This window comes from Occallatibacter sp., from assembly GCF_036502485.1.
Taxonomy (GTDB): domain Bacteria; phylum Acidobacteriota; class Terriglobia; order Terriglobales; family Acidobacteriaceae; genus Telmatobacter.
Genome location: NZ_DASXYM010000138.1, coordinates 12,647 through 35,358, shown reverse-complemented (window position 1 = coordinate 35,358; position 22,712 = coordinate 12,647). Strand labels below are relative to the sequence as shown.

The following is a 22,712-nucleotide window of genomic DNA, read 5'->3' as shown; positions in this document are numbered from 1 at the left end:
CGGAAAGCCGGGCGCCTCGGTGGTACAAGATCAAGCTGGAAGCTGAAAGCCAGGAGCTAGTAGCTGCTTTTATGAAATGCGAGATTGTGGCCATCGGCTCCGAGATGCTGACGCCGTTCCGGCAGGATACCAATTCCCTTTTTCTGACTGAAAAGCTGAACGAAATCGGTGTAACGGTGGCGTTCAAATCCATTGTGGGCGACCGCCGCAAAGATCTTGTGAGCGCCATCCGCACGGCCCTGGGACGCACCGACATTGTGATCCTCATGGGCGGCCTGGGTCCGACCGAGGACGACCTGACGCGCGAGGCCACCGCGGAAGCGCTGGGGGTGCCGATGCGCCGCGAAGCTCCGCTGGTGGCAGCGCTGCACGCGCGCGCAGCCACGTGGCGCATTCCCATGCCGGAGAACAATCTCAAACAGGCAGACGTGATTGAAGGCGCTACGGTGCTGCCCAATGCCAACGGCAGCGCGCCGGGGCAATGGCTGGATGTGACGTTTGAAGGATTTCGCAAGCTGGTAATGCTGGTTCCGGGGCCGCCCAGCGAGTGCAAGCCGCTGTTCGAAACGGAATGCCTGCCACGCTTGCGCGACGTGGTGCCGCCACGGTTCATTGCCAAACGCACGCTGAAGGCCGCGATGATTCCGGAATCGCAATGCGACAAGCTGCTGGCGCCGATCTACACCCCGTATACGGACGTGGAGACAACGATCCTGGCGCACAACGGCGATATTCAGCTTTCGCTGCTGTGTGCGAAGCGCGATATGGAAACGGCCGAGCAGCGGGTGGAAGAACTCGCCACCAAAATGGAGGAGGCGCTGGACGACTGGCTCTACTCCACGGAGGGCGAGTCACTGGAGCAGATTGTGCTGTATTACCTCGGCCTGCGGCAAGCCACGCTTGCCACGGCGGAGAGCTGCACAGGCGGACTCGTGGCGCAGCGCATCACTGCCATTCCGGGAAGCTCGCGTTCGTTTCTGGGCGGGGTGGTGGTCTATTCGAATGAGTTGAAGACGGCGTTTGCAGGCGTGGCTGCGGAGCTGATCGAGCAGCACGGCGCCGTCAGCGAGGAAGTAGCGAGCGCGCTGGCTTCAGGGATCCGGCAGCGTACCGGCGCCACGATCGGATTGGGAGTCACCGGCATTGCCGGCCCTGGCGGCGGCACGGAAGCCAAGCCGGTGGGGCTTGTCTATATTGCAGTAAGCGACGCGCAGCGCACCGATGTGCTGGAGCGGACGTTTCGCGGACCGCGGCAGAGGGTACGCGAGTGGACCGCGCAGCAGGCGCTCGATTTAGTACGGCGAAAGCTGATGTAGCCGCTTCGGGCCGCCTGGGCTCGTGCCGGATCAGAGCGCAGTGACCGCTACCGCACCGGCAATGGCGAGCGCCAGTGCGATCGGCATGGCAATCGCGCCCACCTTCAGGAAGTCTCGAAAATCGACGTGCACGCCTTCGCGGCGCAGCGCGATGAGCCACAGGATGGTTGCGAGCGATCCGGTAACCGAAAGGTTGGGGCCGAGGTCGACTGCGATCAAGACGGCGTTGGCGATCAGGCCGTGCGCGTTGGTGAGCTTGAGCGTGCTGCCCGCGATGAGGCCGAGGGGCAGGTTGTTGACCAGGTTGTTGCCGATGCCGACCGCGGCCGCCGTGAGCAGTGCGCCGGCGCTGGCCGGTAGCTTCTCAGCCCATTCCAGAGCGGCCGCACTGAGGCGCATGGCGCCGATCGAATCGATGGCCTCAACAAGGATGAAGAGGCCGGCGACCAGCGGCAGCACGCCCCAGCTGATATGTCGCACAACGCGCATCGGGTGGGTGCGAGAGCGCGCCAGAACAAGGCATGCGACGGCGATGGCCGCGAGGCAGGTGGGCAGGCCGAGGTCTCTGTTGATGGCCGAAGCCGCCAGCAGAACCAGCGCAGTGAGCACAATCCCCACCAGCACCAGGCGGCCGTTGCCGGTGAGACGGGTGGGTTGCTGATCGCGCGGAAGATCGCATCGCAAGTCGCGCCGGAAATACCAGCGGAGCACGACGTACGTCGACACGATGGAGAGAATCGACGGCAGGCCGAAGGCCGTTATCCACCGCAGCAACGGAGGCATCTGGGTGCGGAACACGACGAGGTTTGCCGGATTTGAAATGGGCAGAACGAAGGAAGCCGCGTTAGCGATGAATGCGCAGGCGAAGAGGTTGGGCAGTGGGTTGGCGCGCGAGCGGCGCACGGCGCTGAACACGGCAGGCGTGAGAACAACGGCGGTGGCGTCGTTGGACATAAGAATGGTCACGACCGTTCCCGCCAGGTAGATGAGCGTGAAGAGGCGCATGCAGGAGCCGCGCGCGTGCTCCACAGCCACAGAGGCAACCCAGTCGAAGACACCGAAGACGCGAGCCAGTTCGGAGAGCAGCATCATGCCAGCAAGGAAGAGGTAAACGTCCGTGCCCTCGGCAATGGCGCGGCCGGCCAGGGCCAGCGGGATGAGCCGCAGGACGATCAGCAACAGTGCGCCGGCGCCGATCCAGTACACCTCGGCGATGCGGCGCGGGCGGATCAGCATGGCCAGGATGCTGCATGCGACTATGACGATGAGCAGGATGTGCGCGGCGAGCGGTGGAAGCATGAAGTCGGTCAGTCTTGAATATGCGGCCCTTACCGGTTCTATTCTCTCCTATTGCCGGCGTTGACGCGCGCGGTGCGGCTCTGCAAGACTCGGGCCATGCGATACAGCGGCAGAGTTGAATATGCGGACGCCCGCAAAATGCGCACCCGTAACAAAACCTACTACCGTATTCTGCACTGGCCCATCTGGATCTGGGTGTTCTTTCTCGCGCCGGGGCCGCTGACCTTCAGCCTGTTTGCCAAGGGCTTCAGCGTGGCCAACTCCATCTGGCTGGCGCTGGTGCTCGTGGGTACCGGCGTGGCGGGCGTGTTCGCGCAGTTGCCGGGCGTGGAGCGAGCGCCCTACATTCTGCGGTTCGACGAAGACCGGCCCAATCCCCTCTATCGCAAGGTGTGCTACACGTTCGCGTGGAACGCCATCCTGAACTTCGCGCTGCTGAATCTGGCAGGACTGGTGATCGCCACCATCACCGGCGTGTGGACGATGAAGCAGTTGTATCAGTATGTGTATCTGCCGCTGTGCCTGTTGATCCTGCTGCTGGGAGTGCTGGGGCAACTGCCGCGCGTCGGCAAGTCGACCAAGCGCGAAGGTACGGAGCGCCGCTACTTCTATGGATCGGTGTGGGCGGTGGTGACCGGGCAGACGCTGCTGCTTGTGCTATGGAAGACAATGCCGCCGGCGCTCGCGACGACGCGCACAGGCAGCGCCATCAAGCTCATTGTGTATGCCGGCGCGCTGGCGACGATGGGTATGGCTGCATGGGGTGGGAAGCTGCCGCGCACCCGGCCGATTCTGCCTGGGGAGTTGATGGTGGACTGACGCGGCCAAACTCTCCGGGCGTCGCGGGTGGCGCGGCGAATGCCGGGTTGACTCACTCGGCTCCGCATCTCAACTTTGCACGCCGCTGCCTGCTAAACTCTTGAGTGATGCCCCTCGCAAGCCTCTGGATCGCGGCTCTCGCTTACCTTTTCGGTTCGATCCCGACGGGTTATCTGCTGGTGCGCTTCTTCCGCAAGCAGGATATTCGCACGGTGGGCAGCGGCAACATCGGAGCCACCAACGTGATGCGTTCAGGTGGCAAGGGACTGGGCGCTGCAACCTTCGTGCTTGATGTGGTCAAGGGCTCGGCGGCGGTCTGGCTGGCCGGATGGCTGTTGGCGCCCATGCTTCCCACATGGCCGGTGCGCAACGTGGAATCGCTGGCGGCGCTGTGCGCGGTGCTGGGCCATATGTTCCCGGTCTGGCTTCGGTTTCGCGGCGGCAAGGGCGTGGCGACGGGATTCGGCGTGTTTCTGGTGGCCGCTCCGCTGGCTGCCCTGGCGGCCATAACGCTGTTTGCCCTGGTGCTGACGCTGACACGCTACGTCTCGCTGGCGTCGATTCTGGGTGCCGCCAGCTTTCCGGTATTTGCGTGGTTCACCGTGCGTGGTCCGCGACCTGCGTTCTTCATCGCCGTGCAGTTTACGGTGGCGCTGCTGATAATCCTCAAGCATCATCCCAATATCCGCCGGCTGCTGTCCGGCACCGAACATCGTTTTGGAGCACCGAAGGCCGCATGACTGTTTTGCCCATTGCTCCCAGGATTGTCGTGCTCGGGGAAGGTGCGTGGGGCACCTCCATCGCTCTCTCCCTGGCCCGCGCCGGACGCACAGTAACGTTGTGGGCGCATACGCCGGAGCTGGCGAAGGAGATCAACGACGCGCGCGAGAACGTGCGCTTCCTGCCCGGGTTTGCGTTGCCGGAAAACATCGTGGTCACAGGCGAGGACGATGCGGTTGCGCACTGCGATCTGATCTTTTCGGTGATTCCCTCGGAGTTTCTGCGCGCCACCATCGGAAGGCTGCGCGGCAAGATGCATGCCGAGCAGATCATTGTGAGCGCCACCAAGGGCGTCGAAAACAACACGTTTCTGCGCATGACCCAGGTGATCGCATCGTCTCTGGCTGAAGTCGAGTTGACGTTGCCGGTGGGAGCGTTCAGCGGGCCCAGCTTCGCTAAAGAGGTGGCAGAGGGCCAGCCGACCGCGATCACCGTGGCATTTGAGGATCGCTCGATTGCGGCGCTGGTGCAGCGCGAGGCGTCGTCGGAGACCATGCGGCTCTATACGTCTTCGGACGTCATCGGGGTGGAACTGGGCGGAGCGCTCAAGAATGTGATTGCGATCGCGGCCGGAGTAGCGGCGGGGATCGGGCTAGGCTACAACTCGACGGCCGGACTGATCACGCGCGGCATTGCAGAAATCACCCGCCTGGCTGTGGCATGCGGCGGACGGCGCGAGACACTGGCCGGCCTGTCGGGCGTGGGCGACCTGGTGCTCACCTGCACGGGTTCGCTGAGCCGCAACCGCACGGTGGGCATGGAACTGGGCAAGGGTCGAAAGCTGCCTGACGTGCTTAGCTCTCTGGGCGGCAAAGTTGCCGAAGGCGTCCTCACCACGCGCGCCGCGCTGGGCCTGGCGCGACAGCATCGCGTGGAGATGCCCATCGCCGAGCAGATGGAGCTGATCCTGGAGCAAGGCAAAGACCCGCGCGAGGCTCTGCGCGATCTGATGATGCGTCCCGGCAAGCACGAGCACTGATATTGGCAGCGGGTTAGCGCCGCTTCGCGGTTGGCGTGTCAGCGGGTCAGCAGAACCAGAACGGTGCGCCGGGGCTTTATGCTGTTGGCATGAATCGACGTCATCTTTTGCGCTCTCTTGCTGCCGGTGTTCTCGCTGCGCCTCTTGCCGAAAGGGCAAGAGGTTTTTCTTTTTTCGGGACCACGCACCTAGAGGGGGAGAACGCCGCCGCGACCGGCGCCGGATGCGGCGTGCACCTGATCGCGTTGAACCAGCTTGGATTCAGGCCCAAACATCCAAAGAGAGCGGCCATCGTGCTTGACTCCGCGAGCACGCCCGCAGGCACTGCCTTCCGCGTGGTGGATGCGGGCAGCGGGGCGGTGCGGCACCAGGGCAAGCTCAGTGAGGCGGGGCAGGACGCCGCGTCCGGCGATGCCGTCGCGTGGGCCGACTTCTCTTCGCTCTCGGCGCCCGGCACCTATCGGCTTGAAGTGTGCGGTAAGCAGAGCGATCCGTTCGCCGTGGCAGAGGATGCCTATGCAGCCGCTCTGCGCCTGACCATGCGCTCCTTCTATGGGCAGCGCTGCGGATGCAAAGTCGACCTCGGCAATGGGTACAAGCACGATGAGTGTCACATGGACGGCGCGTACCACCATAGCGCAGGGCGGGAAGGCAAGATGACCAATAGCGGCGGGTGGCACGATGCCGGCGATTACGGGCGCTACGTGGTGAATTCGGGCCTCTCCACCGGCACGCTGTTGTGGGCTTGGGAACTGTATCCAGAGGCGTTGCGGAACCTGAAGCTGGACATTCCAGAGTCAGGCGGCACGCTGCCCGACTATCTCGCCGAGATCCGCTGGAATCTGAACTGGATGTTGTCCATGCAGGACCCGACCGATGGCGGCGTGTGGCACAAGCAGACCAGCGAGGCGTTCTGCGCGTTCATCATGCCGGAGCAGGACAAGCTGACCAGCTATGTGATCGGCACGGGTACGGAGCCGTTCAAGAGCACGGGCGCCACGGCGGACCTGGCCGCGGTAGCGGCCATCGCGGCGCGATGCTTCCGGCCTTTCGACGCAGCTTATGCTGATCGCTGCCTGGCTGCGGCGCGCAAAGCATGGCAGTGGGCCAAGGCCAATCCCAATGTGCTGTTTCGGAATCCCAAAGGCGTGAGCACGGGCGAGTACGGCGACCGCAACTGCGACGATGAAATTCTCTGGGCGACTGCGGAGTTGTATCGCACCACGGGCGAGGATCAGTATGCGAAGGCGTTCGCGGCCAGCATGCCGGATACGTTGGCCTTCGACACCGCAACCTGGGGCAGCGTTGCGCCCATGGCCTACTGGACCTATGCCATGGCGGAGAAGACCAATCGCTTCATGCGCGGGCACATCGCCGCTGCCACTGAAGAAGCTGCGGCCATGCGGATCATGCGCGCCAGTCAGAATGGGTACGGCAACACGCTGCGCATGACGGATTACGTGTGGGGCTCGAACGGCGCGGTGGGCAATGATGCGCTGCTGCTGCTGATGGCGCATCACCTGCAGCCAAACGCAAAGGCAATGAATGCGGCGCTCGGAAATCTGCACTATCTGATCGGCTGCAATTGTCATGGCGTGTCGTGGGTAACGCAGTTGGGGCAGAAGCCGTTCCAGCGCCCGCACCACCGGCCCAGCGGGGCAGATAACATTGCGGCGCCGTGGCCCGGGCTGTTGTCGGGGGGCCCCAACGCAGGCGGCGGCGATGCGGTGGCCAACAAGATGCCCAAGCAACCGCCCATGAAGATGTGGGTAGATGATGAGCGGGCCTACTCGATGAACGAGATTGCCATTAACTGGAACGCTCCCCTGGTGTTTCTGCTGGCCGCCGCCAACAGCGAGTCAGCTTAGGCGAAGGCATTTGTCGATTTCGGAACCTTTCTGGAAGCTCCCTTACGTTTTCCACACGGAGGTGACCCCGCTGCATCGCGCTTTGAAGCGAGTTTCCGGAAGTCGTTATGCAGCTTCTACTTAGCGCCGATTGCGCGTAACCATATTGCTGTGACGATGGTCACAAACAGTTGGTTCATTTGCCCGTAATATATGTTTCATCTTACGAAGCGTTCTGGCTGAATCGTTGAGCCGGTCTTAGTGGCAAAAGGTCAGAACAATGCAGAGATCGCGCCCGTGTGGCGCGCATATACGCTCTGACGGACAGGGTGGGCAGCGAAGCGAATCCAGCGGTGCTGGCGGGGCTGCACTTCCCTCAATCACGTCCGAGCCGGGCCACTCACTTGCAGAGAGGCTTTTACGCAATTTTCGGGCCCTTTCAGCTGATCTGCCTTTCGCCGCCCAAGGGATCGGGCGGCGATTGTTTTTTGAAGCCAGGGCAGTTTCCACCGCAAGCTATATCTTTAAACCCAATGGTTGCCTGATTCACGTCACCCTGCAATCCCATCCTCCGCGTTGGGAATCCTGATGAAACTTGTGTCATCTTCAGGTCGTATTGCGGAATCGCAAAGCCGGGCCCCCAAAATGTGCATCCATTGAAGTAGGGACATGGACGGGGGAAGTCGCCTGATCGCCACAACAACATACAAAGAGCAGGCCCGTAGTCCCGAATACATGAAAGTCGATACCCATACACTATGGATTCGCCGGTTGAACTGCCCGCCGATGCGCTCAGTAGTCCTGCATCTATAGCGGATCTCGAAGACCTCTCCACTGCCGCACTGATCGCGCCGAGCGAATCGATTTCCCGCCGGCGCGTTCTCAAGAGTTTGTTCTACGGCGCCGGTGGCATGGCGCTTTACGCCGGTGAAATAGAACGCCACTGGATCGACGTGGTGCATCGCGACGTCCACATCGCCGGCCTTCCCCACGCCTTTGACGGCTTGACCATCGCACAGCTCAGTGACATTCACCTCGACGAGTACACCGAACCCTTTCTGCTGCGCGAAGCCATTGACCACATCAACCGAATGCAGCCGGATATGGTGCTGCTCACGGGCGACTACGTCACCGCCGAGGTCCTCTCCAAAAAGATGACCATGAGCGCCGCCTGGCAATGCTCCAAGCTGCTCAGCAAAATCGCCTGCCCGCAGAAGTACGCCATTCTCGGCAATCACGACATCATCGCCGGCGCCGAGGAGATTACAGAAGCCATCGCATCCGCCAACATTCCTGTCCTGCGCAATGCCTTCATGCCTATCGAGCGCGGCGGCAGCCGCATCTGGCTCGCCGGGATTGACGATCCTGTTCTGGGCAAGCCGGATCCCGACCACACCATGCCCGTCGCCATCCGCAACCAGGCACAGGAGCCGATCATTCTGATGTGCCATGCGCCGGACTTCATTGATCCGCTGGCGAATCATCCCGCCAGCAAGTCCATTGCGCTGGTTCTGAGCGGCCACACCCATGGCGGCCAGGTACGCATTCCGCTGCTGGGCGCCATGCATCTGCCCCCCGGAGGCCGCAAGTATGTCGAAGGCCTCTTCGAGGTGGGCGGCATGCAGCTCTATGTCAATCGCGGCATCGGCGCAGTCGGCGTTCCGTTCCGCTTCAACTGCCGGCCTGAAATCACGCGCTTCCGCCTGCGTGCGGAAAAGCCGCAGATTCCCTACAGCCACGTTTAGACACCCACTCCCGGCACAACCAGCCGGACGACACCAACCCATCGACTGCGGCGGCCTACCAGCCGTCGCAGTCTCAAGACCCGCCTTCTCCCCTCCAGCTTTGCCGCACCTCATCGTGGGTGTTAGTTTCAAACCAACATGACTCGTTGTCTGGCTCTCTTCCCTGCCCTTGCACTTGCCGTTTGCCTGCACGCCGCGAACGCACAGTCAGCTGGCTCGCCTACACAGGCTGTGCTGGCCGGCAAGCTCATTGACGTGCGCACCGGCAACGTCCGCTCCCTCGCTTACATCCTCATCGCGGGCGACCGGGTACAGTCCATCGCGGATGCCGCTCCCGCCGGTGTTCCCGTAACCGACCTCTCCGCTTACACCGTGCTTCCGGGCCTGATCGACGCGCACGCGCACATCCTCTCCAATCCCACGTCGCAGAGCATTGCCGACGCGTTGAAGACCTCCATCCCGCAGTCGACGCTATGGGGCGTTTACAACCTGCGCTTGTGGCTCGATCACGGCTTCACGTCTTTGCGCGATGCCTGCGAAGGGCCGCCCGACTATCCGCAGTTCGCGCTACGCGAATCGCAAAAACGCGGCATCATCCAGGGACCGCGCATCACCTCCGCCGGCAGTTGCGTCTCGCTCACCGGCGGCCACGGAGACGGCGCACCCTTCTCGGCGGATATCGATCTTCCCCGCGGGCGGAACGTGGCGGACACGGTCGACGATATCCAGCACGTGGTCCGCCGCGACATCAAGTACGGCGCCGACTGGATCAAGCTCATGGCGACAGGCGGCGTGATGGACCCCATCTCCGACTTTCACGTGCAGGAACTCAGTGAGGCGCAGATGGCCGCAGCAGTCGAAACCGCCCACCGCGCCGGCAAAAAAGTGATGGCGCACGCGGAAGGAGCCGTTGGCATCAAGGCTGCGGTCCGCGCCGGCGTCGACTCCATCGAGCACGGGACGATGCTCGACGAAGAAGGCGCGCGGCTCATGGAAGAGCACCACACCTGGCTTGTGCCCACGCTCTATTGTTTTCAGCACGACATGGAGACCGGCCTCAGCAAAGGCCGCGATCCTGACTCGTTCAAGAAGGGCCAGGAGATCCTCTCCGCGCAGGGCCCGGCATTCAAGCTCGCTCTCCAGCACCATATCCGCATTGTCTATGGCGTTGACGATGATGACGTGGATGAATCGGTCTCGAAGGAGTTCGGAGCGCTGGTCCGCGGAGGCCTTCCCACCCTGGGCGCTCTGCAGGCGGCAACGATCAACGCCGCAACGATGCTCGGCAAGGACCAGGATGTGGGCTCCCTCGAGCCGGGCCGCTACGCCGACGTCATCGCCGTCAAAGGCGACCCGCTCAGCGACATCACCGTCATGGAGCACGTCGACTTCGTCATGCAGGGCGGCAAGATTCTCAAGGACCCTGCGCACCCTGACCGCAATCCCGTACCGCACCTCCACTGAGGAGAGCACAGAGGAAAGGAACTTCCCCCATGGACTTCCATGCCGAAGGCGATTTTGACGTCAAGAACACACCGCTCGCCGCAGACGACGTAACCACCGGCACCGCGATTGGGCGCTTCGCTCTCGACAAGCAGTATCACGGCGATGTCGAGGCCAGCGCCAAAGGGCTGATGCTCGGCTTCGGCAACCCCGCCGAGGGCGCCGCCGGCTATGTCGCCATCGAGCAGGTCACCGGCACCCTGCGCGGCCGCAGCGGCTCGTTCGCCATCCAGCACTTCGGCACCATGGACGGCGGCAACTTCGAGCTCAAGCTCCTGGTCGTGCCCGGCTCCGGCACTGCGGGGCTTGCCGGCATCTCCGGCAGCGTCACGTTTAGCAACGAATCCGGCAAGCACGGCTACTCGATGGACTACACCCTGCCCGACGAGCCCTAAGCGGCGTCGGGCGGCCCGTCTCAGGGCTTTTTTTCTTTGTATGCATTGCCCCTCACAATCCCTCACAAATTTCGTGTTGACTCGTCTACTACATGTGTAGTACTTTCGCATACACATGTAGGAGGAACCGTGACGGAGCCTCGACTCTCCAAACTTGAATTCACCATCATGAATATTCTCTGGGAGCGCGGCGAGTGCTCCATTCGCGATATTCAGGAGGCCTTCCCTTCCCGCAAGCAGCCCGCGTACACCACGGTTCAGACCACCGTGTACCGCATGGAAGCCAAGAACGTGGTGAAGCGGATGCGCAAGGTGGGCAACTTCCACATGTTTGCCGCCACCGTGTCCCGCGCCTCGGCGCAACGCCGCGTGATTGACGATCTTCTGGCGCTGTTCGGCGGCCGTACGCAGCCGGTGATGGCGCACCTTATTGAATCCGGCAAGCTCACTCTCGACGATGTCCGCGAAGCCGAGCGCGCCCTCAAGGAAATGGAGAAAAGGGAGAAGCCCTGATGATCCCCAATCTGGACACAGCCGCCCGCTTTGCGGGCAATCATCTGTGGCAATCCACTTTGACAGCCGGCGCTGCCCTCGCGCTTGCCGCGCTCCTGCGCAAAGGTGAAGCACGTCTGCGCCACGGAATCTGGATGGCAGCTTCGCTGAAGTTTTTCGTGCCGTTTGCGCTGCTGGTGGAACTGGGCCGGCGGGTGGCCACGCCGCACATTGCACATGATGCAGCCGAACCTCTGCTGGCCACTGTCCTTGCCATTGGGCAGCCCTTTGCGCAACTCAACGGCACCCATCCCGCGGCCCAGGCCCAGGCTGCGCAGGCGCACGTTCCATGGATCCTTCTTCTGGCATTGTTCTGGGCAGCCGGAGCCCTCACCGTGCTCATCGTCTGGATGATCCGCTGGCGACGTGTACGCGCCGTGGTCCGTAACGGAGTACCGCAACACAGCGGTCGTGAGGCGGAAACCCTGCGTACAGCGCAGCGTGCGGCAAGCATCCGCCGGCCCATCCCGTTGCTCCTCTCCCATGACAGCATGGAGCCGGGCGTGTGCGGAATCATTCGCCCCGCGCTGCTTTGGCCCGCAGGCATCTCCGCGCACCTCGAGGACGAACAGCTTGCCGCTATTTTTGCGCATGAAGTCTGGCACGTACTGCGCCGCGACAACCTGCTCGCCTTCCTGCATATGTGCGTTGAAGCCGTCTTCTGGTTCCACCCCCTGGTTTGGTGGATGGGCGCGCGGCTGATGGAAGAGCGCGAACGCGCCTGCGATGAAGCCGTGCTCCGCCTGGGCAATGAGCCGGCGCGTTATGCCGATGCGATTCTCAAGGCCTGCCGCTTCTGCGTCGAGTCGCCCCTGGCTTGTATCTCGGGGGTATCCGGATCCGATCTCAAACAAAGGATGGTGCGCATTATGAACGCTGCTACAGTTCCCCTCAGCCGGAGCCGCAAACTGCTCCTCGCCGCCGTTGCCATGGCCGCTATCGCCGGCCCCATCGCTGTGGGTGTGCTCCATCCGCCCGTGGTGCAAGCCGATGAAGCCCAGCAGTTCGCAAACCTCAGGTTCGATTCGGTCTCGCTCACCCCGATCCAGTCGGCCGACCAGACTTTCTTCATCCTCCAGCATGACGGCCAATTCACCGATCTCAACATCACGATGAAAGAACTGATCGCGATGGCCTATGGCGTGAAGCCGGATCGAATCCTTGGCGGTCCCGACTGGATCAACACCCAGCACTTCAAATTTGAAGCGCGTTGGACGCCCACTCCGGAGACCACCTCAAAGATCCCCGTCCCCGACGCGCCTCGCACAGAAACGCAAGTCGCTGTCGATACCGCAGCCATCGGAGCAGCGGGCCACGTGCCGGAGTTTCCGCACATTCCGGCCTCGGGCGCATTACAGGCCATGCTGCGCAACTTCCTGGTCGAGCACGTCGCACTCAAGGTCCGCGACGACTCCGCAGTCCTGCCGGTCTATGAGCTTGTGGTGGCCAACGGAGGCTCAAAGCTGACGCCCACACACGAGCCGCAGGAATCGCCCGGCGTGACCGGCGTCAGAATGAAGACCCGCGTGGAAGCCCGCAACATCAATGGCAATCAGTCCTACTCCATCACCAACGGAGATCCCCACATCCTCTGTGAAAACCTGACTAACCAACTCGGCCACCAGGTCATCGACAAAACCGGCCTCACCGGCCGCTACGACTTCGAACTCGCATTCCCGGCGCACGCCGATGCCGACCAGCTCGCCACGATTCTGCGCGATCAGTTCGGCCTCGATCTGCAATCGACCCAGCAGCCAACCAGGGTGTACGCGGTCGACAGCGTAAATTTGCCGCAAACCAACTGATCCATCCGTCCAGCCCGGTTCTGAACGCGAGCACGCGTATTACGGAGCCGGGCTGTTCTCCCTGTATGCCCAGATTGAGCAGGCTCGCTCCTCGCCGCAATCCATCAACTTCTGCGACACTGGCAAAGAACCAGAAGGGATGGCGCGGTGGAAGCCCACACTCCAGCAGCAACACAAGGACGCCGGTCGAGTGCCCGCTTCGGCGCGCCCTCGGCTCTGCGTCTGATCGCTCTTTCCACCTGCATCCTTGCAATCTTCGCTGGCAGTCCGTTGCTTGCAACCGAGAAAACTCCGGCCCGGTCCGTGCAGGACAGCGACCACGACGGCCTTTCCGACGCGCTCGAATCGTCGCTCCTGGCCCGCTTCTCCCCTGCATTCATGATCAGCAGCACGGATTGCTCCATCATGCCCGCGCAGTTCGTGGCGGAGATGAGTAAGCCTACCGTGCGCGCCGACGACGGCACCGTCTACGGTCAGGCGTTCCCCCGTAAAGACCACCCCGACCAGGTTGAGCTGCACTACTACCACCTGTGGCGCAGCGACTGCGGCCAGCTTGGCCACGCTCTCGATGCCGAGCATGTCGCGGCCCTCATCCAGTTGCACGGCGACGCAAACGCAGCGAAAGCCCTCTACTGGTACGCCGCGGCACACGAGGACACAATCTGCGACGCCAGCCAGGTGGCGCAAGCTGAAACCCTGGCGGCGGAAGACCGCGGTCCTGCCGTCTGGATCTCCAATGGGAAGCACGGCTCGTTCTTCTCCCGCGATCTGTGCGCAACCGGCTGCGGAGGTGATCGCTGCCAGCAGATGCAGCCACTCATCGTCAGCGAGATCGTGAATGTAGGCGAGCCCGCTGCGCCCATGCAGGGCATCGCGTGGCTGCTCTCCCCCGAATGGCCGTTGCAGCAAAAACTGCGGCGTTCCGACTTCACGGACCCCCGCCTCGCCCGCGCTGACCGCTCGCCAAAAACCGATATCGTCTGGGCCAATCCATCCAAGCGGCCGGCGCAGGCAGCCATTCTGGGGGTCAACGCCGGCCTCGGTGGCACCGCCACCGGAGCCGAGGCTGCCGACACCGCCCTCGCCACCGCGCAGACCGACACCTCCAGCGCGCTCGGCAGCGCCAAGCAACACGCCGCGAAGGCTCTCGATCAATCCTCTTCGAATGTGTGGAAAGCTCTCAGAAGAAGCGCGGAGAAAACCGGCGGCCTCCTGGCCCCCAAAAAGACACAGCCCTGAGCGGTTCGCCTCGCGGCGACACACCCGCCTCCGAACTGGACCGGCGCTTACGATTCTTCATGTGTGGGTGAATTGCCTTCGGCAGGATGTCACAATGCGGTGCGCAGTTCATCATCCGGCCCGCGTATTCTGTCTCGCATTGCGCGAAACACCCCAACTCATCCCACATCTCGAAGTACAGTGTGGGTTCCGTCTTGAAATGCGAAATATTCCCACCCAAGCTACACACGAGACTCCCTTTGCAACTCGATCGTCTGTGACGCTCAACACATTCAAGCCTTCGTGCCAAAGCTTATTTGTATTTGCGCATTCGCAGTACCCGCGAAGCGTGTCCCGTAATGACGGGTGAGTCGCACGCCCTCAACCGGAAACCTGTTCACCCCGCTGCCGGCTGAGCCAACGTCCATTCATCCCTCATGCGCAACGCTTCACGGCACCCGGATCCAGGCGCGAACGATCGTTCATGAGTCCGGGCATCTCAAGCACGGAGGCATCATAGCCATGACGCAGGGCGTGATGGAACAGCAGTTCGCCGCGGCGAACACGTCGTCCACTTCAGCAACAGTCAAATACGTTTACTTCTTCGGCGGCGGCCAGGCCGATGGCAACGGCCGCATGAAAGACACGCTGGGCGGCAAAGGCGCCGGCCTCGCGGAGATGACCAACGCCGGCCTTCCCGTTCCTCCCGGATTCACCATTCAGACCGAGTCCTGCCGCGAATACATGCGCGGTCAGCTCAATCCGCAGATGGACACCGAGATGCACGCTGCCCTGGAGCGCCTGGAGCGCATGCAGGGCCAGAAGCTCGGCGCGGGCGAGAACCCGCTCCTCGTCTCCGTCCGCTCGGGCGCCAAGTTCTCCATGCCCGGCATGATGGACACCATCCTCAACCTCGGCCTCAATGATCAGGCTGTCGAAGCGCTGGCCAAGCGCAGCAACAATCCACGCTTCGCTTATGACTCCTATCGCCGCTTGATCCAGATGTTCGGCGACGTCGTCCTCGACATCCCCAAAAAGAAGTTCGAGCACATCTTTGACTCCATCAAGGAGCGCGAGAAGGCCCACTTCGATTACGAGCTGCAGCCCGCCGCTCTCAAAGACATCATCATCGAGTACAAGAAGCTGGTGAAGAAAGAGACCGGCAAGGAGTTTCCGCAGAATCCGCTCGATCAGCTCGTCGCCGCGCGGGACGCCGTGTTCCGCAGCTGGCAGAATGAGCGTGCCAAGACCTACCGCCGCATCAACCACATCGATGACTGGCTGGGCACCGCGGTCAACGTGCAGTGCATGGTCTTCGGCAACCTGGGCGAGAACTCCGGCACTGGCGTCGGCTTCACCCGCAATCCCGCCACCGGCGAGCGCATCTTCTTCGGCGAATACCTGATGAACGCTCAGGGCGAAGACGTCGTCAGCGGCGTACGCACGCCCATGCCCATCAGCGAGCTCGAGAAGGCCATGCCCAAGGTCTACGACCAGCTCCGCACCATCACCTGGAAGATGGAAAAGCACTATCGCGACATGCAGGATTTTGAGTTCACCATCCAGGATGGCAAGCTCTATATGCTGCAGACCCGCAATGGCAAGCGCACCGGCCTCGCCGCTGTCCGCGTCGCCATTGACATGGTGCGTGAAGGCCTCATCACGCAGGAAGAGGCCATCTTCCGCGTCGAGCCCAACCAGCTCTATGACTTCCTCGTGCCCCGCCTGGATGAGAAGGGCGCGCATATCGAATTGCTCGCAACCGGGCTTCCGGCATCGCCAGGCGCGGCCGTGGGCCAGATCGTCTTCACCGCTGAGGATGCGGTCAAGCATCATCAGAAGGGCGACTACACCTCCATCATCCTGGTCCGCGGCGAGACCACGCCCGAGGACATCGGCGGCATGGAAGTTGCCTCCGGCATTCTCACCTCGCGTGGCGGCATGACCTCGCACGCGGCCGTCGTTACCCGCGGCATGGGCAAGTGCTGCGTGGCCGGCGCCGGCGAGTGCACGGTCGACGAGAACCGCAAGGAACTCCGCGTCCACGGCAAAACCTTCCACCAGGGCGACTGGCTGTCGCTTGACGGCACCACGGGCCGCGTCCTTGAAGGCAAGCTGAAAACCATCCCGGCTCGCCCGGACGATGCCGACCTGGTTCGCTTTATGAGCTGGGTTGACCCGGTCCGCAGGCTGCGCATCCGCGCCAACGCCGACGTGCCGAGGGACGCCAAGCAGGCCCGCCTGTTCGGCGCCGAAGGTATCGGATTGTGCCGCACCGAGCACATGTTCTTCGCGGAAGGACGCATTGAGCACGTGCGCGGCATGATCCTCGCCCATTCCGAGGAAGAGCGCCGCGCCGCCCTCAAGCACCTCCTCCCCATGCAACGCCAGGACTTCATCGGCCTCTTCAAGGCCATGGAATCCCTGCCCGTCACCATCCGCCTGCTCGACCCGCCGCTGCATGAGTTCCTGCCCCAGCGCGAAGAGCTGCTGGTCGAAATCCAGCACCTTGAAGACACCAAGCCCCGCTCGCCCAAGCTGAAGGAGCTTCGCGTCCTTCTGGCTCGCGTGCAGGAGCTGCATGAAGTCAACCCCATGCTCGGACTGCGTGGCTGCCGCCTCGGCATCGCGTTCCCTGAGATCACTGAAATGCAGGCCCGCGCCATTCTTGAAGCCGCCGTCAACGTGAAGAATCACGGCGGCGATCCGCACCTCGAAATCATGATTCCGCTCATCGGCGGCATCGAAGAGATGCGCAACCAGTCCACCGTCGTCAAGCGCATTGCCGCGCAGGTCTTTAAGGAGAAGGGCGTCACCGTCGACTACATGGTAGGCACCATGATTGAGTTGCCGCGCGCTGCCCTCACCGCCGATCAGATCGCCGAAGAAGCTGAGTTCTTCTCCTTCGGCACCAACGACCTGACGCAGACCACCTACGGTATCTCGCGCGACGACATCAACCACTTCCTGCCCGCGTATCTCAAGGCCGGCATCTTCAAGCAGGATCCTTTCGCCACCCTCGACCAGGCTGGCGTGGGATCGCTGGTAAAGACCGCCGTAGCCAAGGGACGCAACACGCGCCCCACCCTCAAGGTGGGCATCTGCGGCGAACATGGCGGCGATCCTGAGTCCGTCAAGTTCTGCCATAAGATCGGGCTTAACTATGTATCCTGCTCGCCCTTCCGGTTGCTGACCGCCAGGCTTGCCGCAGCGCAGGCGGCACTCCAGGAGAAGCAAACGGGGCCAGACGTGCACTCCGGCACCTGCTGATCACAACCGGTAGTAAAGCGGGGGCGCGGTCGCCAGGCCGCGCCCTCCCTTTCTTTGGCTTTGTCTGATCAGCTCCCCGTTTTCTTTTAATTTGTAGTCCTGCGCGAAGCGAAGGACCTGTTTCTCAGCTATGTCGCAAACACCAACGCTCCCGGCTGTCCTTCCGGATCCAATTCGTTTTCGCGCTACCCAAATCCCCAATCCGCTCCATTGGTGACCGTTACAGCCTGGTTACAAACTCCCCGCAATCAATCGCCAAGCAACAGCCCAGACAAGCCTCACATCCCATCCCATATACGGAAGGATCGTGTGTAGCTTCGGGGGGCGGCACGCGGACCGGCCAAACGGGCAACCTAAGCCACACCTACCGGAACTATAAAGGGAGATAGCTTATGAACATAAATGCATACAGCCCCCAAATCATCATCGGCGCCTGCGTCATAGTCCTCATCGTTATGTGTTTGATCGCGTGGGCCATTCATCGCCAGCGCAGCCGCCGTCGAACAGAAGATCTGCGCCGCCGTTTCGGCCCCGAGTATGACGATGCGGTGGTCCGTTACGGATCGCGAAGCCGGGCGGAAGCTGCTCTCGAGTCTCGCGTGCAGCGCGCGGAGCACTTCAACATCCGGCAGCTCTCGGCCACCGAGCGCGCCCGCTTCATATCCGAGTGGGACGCCGTCCAGGCACGCTTCGTGGATCATCCCCGCGGAGCCGTCACCGAAGCAGACGAGCTGATCAACGCGATTCTCGTCGCCCGCGGTTACCCCGGAGGAACCTTCGAGCAGCGCTCGTCCGACATGTCGGTGCACTACCCGCGCATGATCGATCCCTATCGCCGCGCCAACGCGGTAGTCGCCCGCGCCGGAAAGAATGAAGCCTCGACGGAAGAACTGCGCACCGCCATGATCCTGTTCCGTGCTCTCTTTGAAGAACTGGCCCAAAGCAAGACTATCGAAATGCGCCGCGCCGAAGCAGCGTAAGAGCAGGGAAAAGAGGGACAGAGAGACCTAGTTACAAAGACAAAGTTACAAAGGGACACAGTTACAAAGGGACACAGTGACTGCTGCAAGTAAGCCATAAGTTCCTGGTCCGACAAGAAAACGACAGCGCTGGAGTCATCCGGCGCTGTCGTTTTTCTGCCGGAAGAGGTTCGGCCGTTGCTATTCCGTTCATTGCCCCTGAGTTGTCATTCGCGTGGACACTCGCCCCAAAACTGTCTCACCCGTCTGAGACCAATCCCTCAATCTGTGCAGCCTTTCGCGTGATTCACCTCAGGCTGCGGGGTGCCCCGTCCAAGCTCTGCCTGGGCGGGAACGCCCCCCACTCTATCCCTCCACCACGTTGCTACTCCGTAATTTTGTAACTCTGTCCCAACCTGTTCCCTTTTTCCCTCTGTCCCTGCCTGTCGCTGCCTCTCTCACTTCTCCGGCACCTAATACCCCTCCGGAGCCGACACCGTCCAGTCCTTGTTGTTCGCGGTCACCACCACTTTGTGGAACCCGCCCTCGGTGTCCGGCTTGTCCGGCGTGTAGGTCAGCAGATACTGCGCGTGAAGCTCGTCGCTGATGAGCTTGTAGATCGGCTCCAGGTCCCCGGTGTGTTTGGCCTCGTACGCATGACCGCCCGTCCGGGTCGCGATCTGCTGCATGATTTTCTTCCCGTCTACGCCCGCGGCGCTGGTGGGTTCCGGTTGACGGCGGCCACTGCCACCACCCGGATAGCCTCCGCCGCCACCGGGGTAACCGCCTCCGCCGCCGGGATAGCCCCCGCCGCCCCCTGGATACCCGCCGCCGCGACGCCCGCTGCCCGGGGACTCCGTATAAGAAGAGCGCTCCTGCTCGCCCTTGAAGAAGACTGTGTAAACCACAAGGCCGGCGCGATCCGCCGCATCCACAGCGTCGTTCAAGGTTTCCTTGCTGCCGTGATCCGCCCCTGTCGAGAAGATCACCAGTACCTTGCGACCGTTTTTATCCTTCATCAGCTCGTCGGCAGCCAGGTAGATGGCGTCGTAGAGTTGGTCGGTGGCCCTTCGGTTCGAGGAGGGCGTGCGGTCATCCCCGGTGGTCTCCGGGCCGCCGCGATCGTCGTGCTGCTTCGAGGTCGATCCCATATCTTCAAGGTCCTGGTGCATTTTGTCGCGGGAACCGGTGAAGTCCTCCAGCAGTTCCACCTCGCGGTCGAAGTGCATCAGGAACATCTGGTCCTGGCTGTTCGCATCCGCGGGCAAGGCCTGGTCCACAAAGCCAGTGGCGGCTTTGCGCTCCGCTTCCATCGCCCCGCTCATGGACCGGCTCGTATCGATCAGCAGCCCCAGCCGCAACGGCTGAGGGGCCGCAGCGAGGCTGTCGATGTTCTGGGCTCGCCCATCCTGCGTCAGCGAGAGATCGCCCTTCTGCAGGCTTGAAACCAGTGCCCCCTTCTTGTCCCGTACCACAACCGGAACCGTAACCTGTGAGCTCTTGGTCTTCACGGGCGCATCGGACGTCTGCTGGGCAGGCGCTCCGGGACACACAACTGAGGAGACGAGGGCAGCGGCGGCAAGCAAAAAGTATGTTGGTCTCACGCGACTCTTCCGTAAAGACATAGCTTCGTTAATTTAGACGCAGAGTGCAAGCGTCAGGGGTACTTGCGCGCCAGATTGCCACCAGCAAAACTCCGCGCGCCTCCGCAGCTGCCCGCAAGGTGGTCCAATTTACGCCTTCACGTTCAGCCGTGGACGGCGGGCCGGTCGGTAACTTACGAGAGCAGCATCGAGCGCAGGCTGTCCTGGGTTGCGGCGTCCTGTACACCGTCGCATTGTGCGGATACGGCAACGTCCCGGAAATTGTCCACGGAAGCCAGTCCGGGCGTGGGACAGGCAGTGCTGCCGCCACCGGATGACAGGCAGGCGCCTTTCAATGAACAGCCCATGGACCTCCGTCGGCACGGGAGTCTCTGTTGGCACCAACGATTCATCGGCAAGGCGCGGCAAGGCTTGATGCAGGCAGTTAGATCCCACCGAAGCTGCTTCGCTAGATCTTCGCCCCCACTGCAGCTATAATCCCAAAATGGACTTTCAGCTCGTCACCCAGTACAAGCCCCGCGGCGACCAGCCGCGCGCCATTGAAGAGCTTGTCTCAGGCCTCGCCGCCGGTGAAAAGCACCAGGTTTTGCTGGGAGTTACGGGCTCCGGCAAAACCTTCACCATGGCCAAGGTGATTGAGCAGATCAACCGTCCGGCCCTGATCCTCGCCCACAATAAGACGCTGGCGGCCCAGCTCTACCACGAGTTCAAACAGTTCTTCCCCAACAACGCCGTCGAGTACTTCGTCAGCTATTACGACTACTACCAGCCCGAAGCCTACATACCGGCCGGCGACCTTTACATCGAGAAGGAAGCCACCATCAATGAAGAGCTCGACAAGCTGCGCCTAAGCGCCACGCGAAGCCTCTTCGAGCGCCGCGACGCCATCATCATCAGCTCAGTTTCCTGCATTTACGGCCTGGGTTCGCCGGAAGCCTACTACGGCATGTTGCTGCTGCTCGAAAAGGGCCAGCGCATCGCCCGCAAGGACATCACGCGCCGCCTGGTCGAGATCCTGTACGAGCGCAATGACGCCGACTTCCGCCGCGGGACATTCCGGGTGCGCGGCGACGTGATCGAGGTCTTCCCCACCTACGATGAGAACGCCTATCGCATCGAGCTGTTCGGCGATGAGATCGAATCCCTGGCGCAGATTGACCCGCTCTTCGGGACCGTAAAGCAGAAGTACTCGCGCCTGCCCATCTATCCCAAGAGCCACTATGTGGTGCAGCCTGAACGCAAGGCGGCCGCGATCGAATCCATCGTCCACGAGCTCACCGAGTGGACTGCCGTCCTCGAATCCCAGGGCCGCATGGTCGAGTCGCAGCGCGTGAACCAGCGCACCCGCTTCGATCTCGAAATGATCAAATCCATGGGCTTTTGCCACGGCATTGAGAACTATTCGCGCCACTTCAGCGGGCGCCTGCCCGGCGAGGCGCCGCCCACGTTGCTCGACTACTTTCCGCGCGACTACGTGGTGTTCGTGGACGAGAGCCACGCCACCATTCCCCAGGTGCACGGCATGTGGCACGGCGACCGCAGCCGCAAGCAGAACCTGGTCGACTATGGCTTCCGGCTTCCTTCGGCCACCGACAACCGGCCGCTCAAGTTCGATGAGTTCGAGAACCGCGTGCACCAGACCATTTATGTCTCGGCCACGCCGGGACCCTATGAGCTGACGCGCTCCGCCGGGGTGGTGGTGGAACAGGTCATCCGGCCCACCGGCCTCATCGATCCGGAGGTCGAGATTCGCCCCGTGAAAGGGCAGATCGACGATCTGCTGGCCGAGATCCGCGACCGCGCCAAACGCAATGAGCGCGTTCTCGTCACCACCCTCACCAAGCGCATGGCTGAGGACCTGGCCGGCTACTACACCGAAGTTGGTGTGCGCTGCCGCTACATGCATTCGGAGATTGAGACCCTGGAGCGGGTGAAGCTGCTGCAGGGGCTGCGCAAAGGCGAGTTCGATGTGCTGATCGGCATCAACCTGCTGCGCGAAGGGCTGGACCTGCCGGAGGTCTCGCTGGTCGCCATCCTCGATGCCGACAAGGAAGGGTTTCTGCGCTCGTCCGGTTCGCTGATCCAGACAATGGGCCGCGCTGCCCGTCACCTGGAAGGCCGGGCCATCCTCTACGCCGACAAGATGACCGACTCAATGAAGCGGGCCATCGGCGAGACCGACCGCCGGCGCGAGGTCCAGCGCGCCTATAACGAGGAGAACGGCATCATTCCACAGTCCATCATCAGCTCGATGGAGATGGGGCTCGCGCAGATCCTCAGGGCCGACTATGGCGACATCACGGTGGAAGAAGCCGCCGGCGTGCCGGAGTTCACCTCGCAGGCGGATGTGGATCAGTTCATCGCCAGGCTGGAGACCGAGATGCGCGAGTCAGCTAAGAAATTTGAATTTGAGAAGGCTGCGAAGCTGCGGGACCAGATCAAGGAACTGCGCGACAAGGAGTTCCTGTTTGGATAACGGTGCTCGAATAATATTTAAAGCGGCTTTATCTCCGCCCCGCGAAATATTACGCGGCCCTGCAATCTGCGCGGTTCTGCTACCGCTCGCTCATCGCAAAAGCCGCGATGAACGGGAAATAGGCCCCTAAGAACGGACCGCAGGT

16 protein-coding genes are annotated in these 22,712 nt (G+C 62.2%); 14 read left to right on the top strand and 2 right to left on the bottom strand.

Annotation, left to right across the window (positions count from 1 at the left end):
• Window positions 1–71 precede the first annotated feature (71 nt).
• A complete protein-coding gene (locus VGL22_RS17890) occupies window positions 72–1,316 on the top strand; it encodes a competence/damage-inducible protein A (protein ID WP_465268312.1) in 1,245 nt (414 codons plus the stop codon).
• A 30-nt stretch (window positions 1,317–1,346) separates the two neighbouring features.
• Here VGL22_RS17890 and VGL22_RS17885 read toward each other — a convergent pair whose 3' ends face one another.
• Entirely contained in the window at window positions 1,347–2,615 is a 1,269-nt protein-coding gene (locus VGL22_RS17885) for an arsenic transporter (RefSeq protein ID WP_465268311.1), read from the bottom strand.
• A 138-nt stretch (window positions 2,616–2,753) separates the two neighbouring features.
• Between VGL22_RS17885 and VGL22_RS17880 the strand changes: the two genes are divergently transcribed.
• From VGL22_RS17880 to VGL22_RS17825, 12 genes are all read left to right on the top strand, one after another.
• On the top strand, window positions 2,754–3,434 hold the full coding sequence (locus tag VGL22_RS17880; protein ID WP_465268310.1) for a hypothetical protein: 681 nt from the start codon (window positions 2,754–2,756) through the stop codon (window positions 3,432–3,434).
• 107 nt (window positions 3,435–3,541) lie between these two features.
• Window positions 3,542–4,174 (top strand): glycerol-3-phosphate 1-O-acyltransferase PlsY, encoded by a 633-nt coding sequence (plsY, locus tag VGL22_RS17875; protein WP_465268309.1) that lies wholly within the window; start codon window positions 3,542–3,544, stop codon window positions 4,172–4,174.
• Window positions 4,171–5,193 carry an NAD(P)H-dependent glycerol-3-phosphate dehydrogenase gene (locus tag VGL22_RS17870; RefSeq protein ID WP_465268308.1) on the top strand — a complete coding sequence of 341 codons (1,023 nt, stop codon included), beginning with the start codon at window positions 4,171–4,173 and terminating at the stop codon, window positions 5,191–5,193. The genes plsY and VGL22_RS17870 overlap by 4 nt, the downstream gene beginning before the upstream one ends.
• Window positions 5,194–5,423: 230 nt before the next feature.
• The gene (locus VGL22_RS17865; protein ID WP_465268307.1) at window positions 5,424–7,061 is read left to right on the top strand and encodes a glycoside hydrolase family 9 protein; all 1,638 of its coding nucleotides are present in this window, start codon (window positions 5,424–5,426) and stop codon (window positions 7,059–7,061) included.
• A gap of 737 nt (window positions 7,062–7,798) precedes the next feature.
• A complete protein-coding gene (locus tag VGL22_RS17860; RefSeq protein ID WP_465268306.1) occupies window positions 7,799–8,785 on the top strand; it encodes a metallophosphoesterase in 987 nt (328 codons plus the stop codon).
• Between the two features lie 138 nt (window positions 8,786–8,923).
• On the top strand, window positions 8,924–10,249 hold the full coding sequence (locus VGL22_RS17855; RefSeq protein WP_465268305.1) for a metal-dependent hydrolase family protein: 1,326 nt from the start codon (window positions 8,924–8,926) through the stop codon (window positions 10,247–10,249).
• Between the two features lie 29 nt (window positions 10,250–10,278).
• On the top strand, window positions 10,279–10,683 hold the full coding sequence (locus VGL22_RS17850) for a DUF3224 domain-containing protein (RefSeq protein ID WP_465268304.1): 405 nt from the start codon (window positions 10,279–10,281) through the stop codon (window positions 10,681–10,683).
• Between the two features lie 129 nt (window positions 10,684–10,812).
• Window positions 10,813–11,196, top strand: coding sequence for a BlaI/MecI/CopY family transcriptional regulator (locus VGL22_RS17845; RefSeq protein ID WP_465268303.1), 384 nt, complete (start codon window positions 10,813–10,815; stop codon window positions 11,194–11,196).
• A complete protein-coding gene (locus VGL22_RS17840) occupies window positions 11,196–13,040 on the top strand; it encodes a TIGR03435 family protein (protein WP_465268302.1) in 1,845 nt (614 codons plus the stop codon). Before VGL22_RS17845 ends, VGL22_RS17840 begins: the two co-directional genes overlap by 1 nt.
• 147 nt (window positions 13,041–13,187) lie before the next feature.
• Complete coding sequence (locus VGL22_RS17835) at window positions 13,188–14,279, top strand: hypothetical protein (RefSeq protein WP_465268301.1); 1,092 nt, start codon at window positions 13,188–13,190, stop codon at window positions 14,277–14,279.
• 501 nt (window positions 14,280–14,780) lie between these two features.
• Complete coding sequence (gene ppdK / locus VGL22_RS17830; RefSeq protein WP_465268300.1) at window positions 14,781–17,528, top strand: pyruvate, phosphate dikinase; 2,748 nt, start codon at window positions 14,781–14,783, stop codon at window positions 17,526–17,528.
• A gap of 392 nt (window positions 17,529–17,920) precedes the next feature.
• Window positions 17,921–18,508 carry a hypothetical protein gene (locus VGL22_RS17825; RefSeq protein ID WP_465268299.1) on the top strand — a complete coding sequence of 196 codons (588 nt, stop codon included), beginning with the start codon at window positions 17,921–17,923 and terminating at the stop codon, window positions 18,506–18,508.
• A 452-nt stretch (window positions 18,509–18,960) separates the two neighbouring features.
• Here VGL22_RS17825 and VGL22_RS17820 read toward each other — a convergent pair whose 3' ends face one another.
• Complete coding sequence (locus VGL22_RS17820; RefSeq protein WP_465268298.1) at window positions 18,961–20,091, bottom strand: VWA domain-containing protein; 1,131 nt, start codon at window positions 20,089–20,091, stop codon at window positions 18,961–18,963.
• A 484-nt stretch (window positions 20,092–20,575) separates the two neighbouring features.
• Between VGL22_RS17820 and uvrB the strand changes: the two genes are divergently transcribed.
• Window positions 20,576–22,567: an excinuclease ABC subunit UvrB gene (gene uvrB, locus VGL22_RS17815; protein ID WP_465268297.1), complete on the top strand. Its 1,992-nt coding sequence runs from the start codon at window positions 20,576–20,578 to the stop codon at window positions 22,565–22,567.
• The last annotated feature ends 145 nt before the right edge of the window (window positions 22,568–22,712 follow it).

Coding starts and splice junctions, on each gene's coding strand:
- VGL22_RS17890 (WP_465268312.1), top strand. CDS start 72: ATGAAATGCGAGATTGTGGCCATCGGCTCCGAGATGCTGACGCCGTTC.
- VGL22_RS17885 (WP_465268311.1), bottom strand. CDS start 2,615: ATGCTTCCACCGCTCGCCGCGCACATCCTGCTCATCGTCATAGTCGCA.
- VGL22_RS17880 (WP_465268310.1), top strand. CDS start 2,754: ATGCGCACCCGTAACAAAACCTACTACCGTATTCTGCACTGGCCCATC.
- plsY (WP_465268309.1), top strand. CDS start 3,542: ATGCCCCTCGCAAGCCTCTGGATCGCGGCTCTCGCTTACCTTTTCGGT.
- VGL22_RS17870 (WP_465268308.1), top strand. CDS start 4,171: ATGACTGTTTTGCCCATTGCTCCCAGGATTGTCGTGCTCGGGGAAGGT.
- VGL22_RS17860 (WP_465268306.1), top strand. CDS start 7,799: ATGGATTCGCCGGTTGAACTGCCCGCCGATGCGCTCAGTAGTCCTGCA.
- VGL22_RS17855 (WP_465268305.1), top strand. CDS start 8,924: ATGACTCGTTGTCTGGCTCTCTTCCCTGCCCTTGCACTTGCCGTTTGC.
- VGL22_RS17850 (WP_465268304.1), top strand. CDS start 10,279: ATGGACTTCCATGCCGAAGGCGATTTTGACGTCAAGAACACACCGCTC.
- VGL22_RS17840 (WP_465268302.1), top strand. CDS start 11,196: ATGATCCCCAATCTGGACACAGCCGCCCGCTTTGCGGGCAATCATCTG.
- ppdK (WP_465268300.1), top strand. CDS start 14,781: ATGACGCAGGGCGTGATGGAACAGCAGTTCGCCGCGGCGAACACGTCG.
- VGL22_RS17825 (WP_465268299.1), top strand. CDS start 17,921: ATGAACATAAATGCATACAGCCCCCAAATCATCATCGGCGCCTGCGTC.
- uvrB (WP_465268297.1), top strand. CDS start 20,576: ATGGACTTTCAGCTCGTCACCCAGTACAAGCCCCGCGGCGACCAGCCG.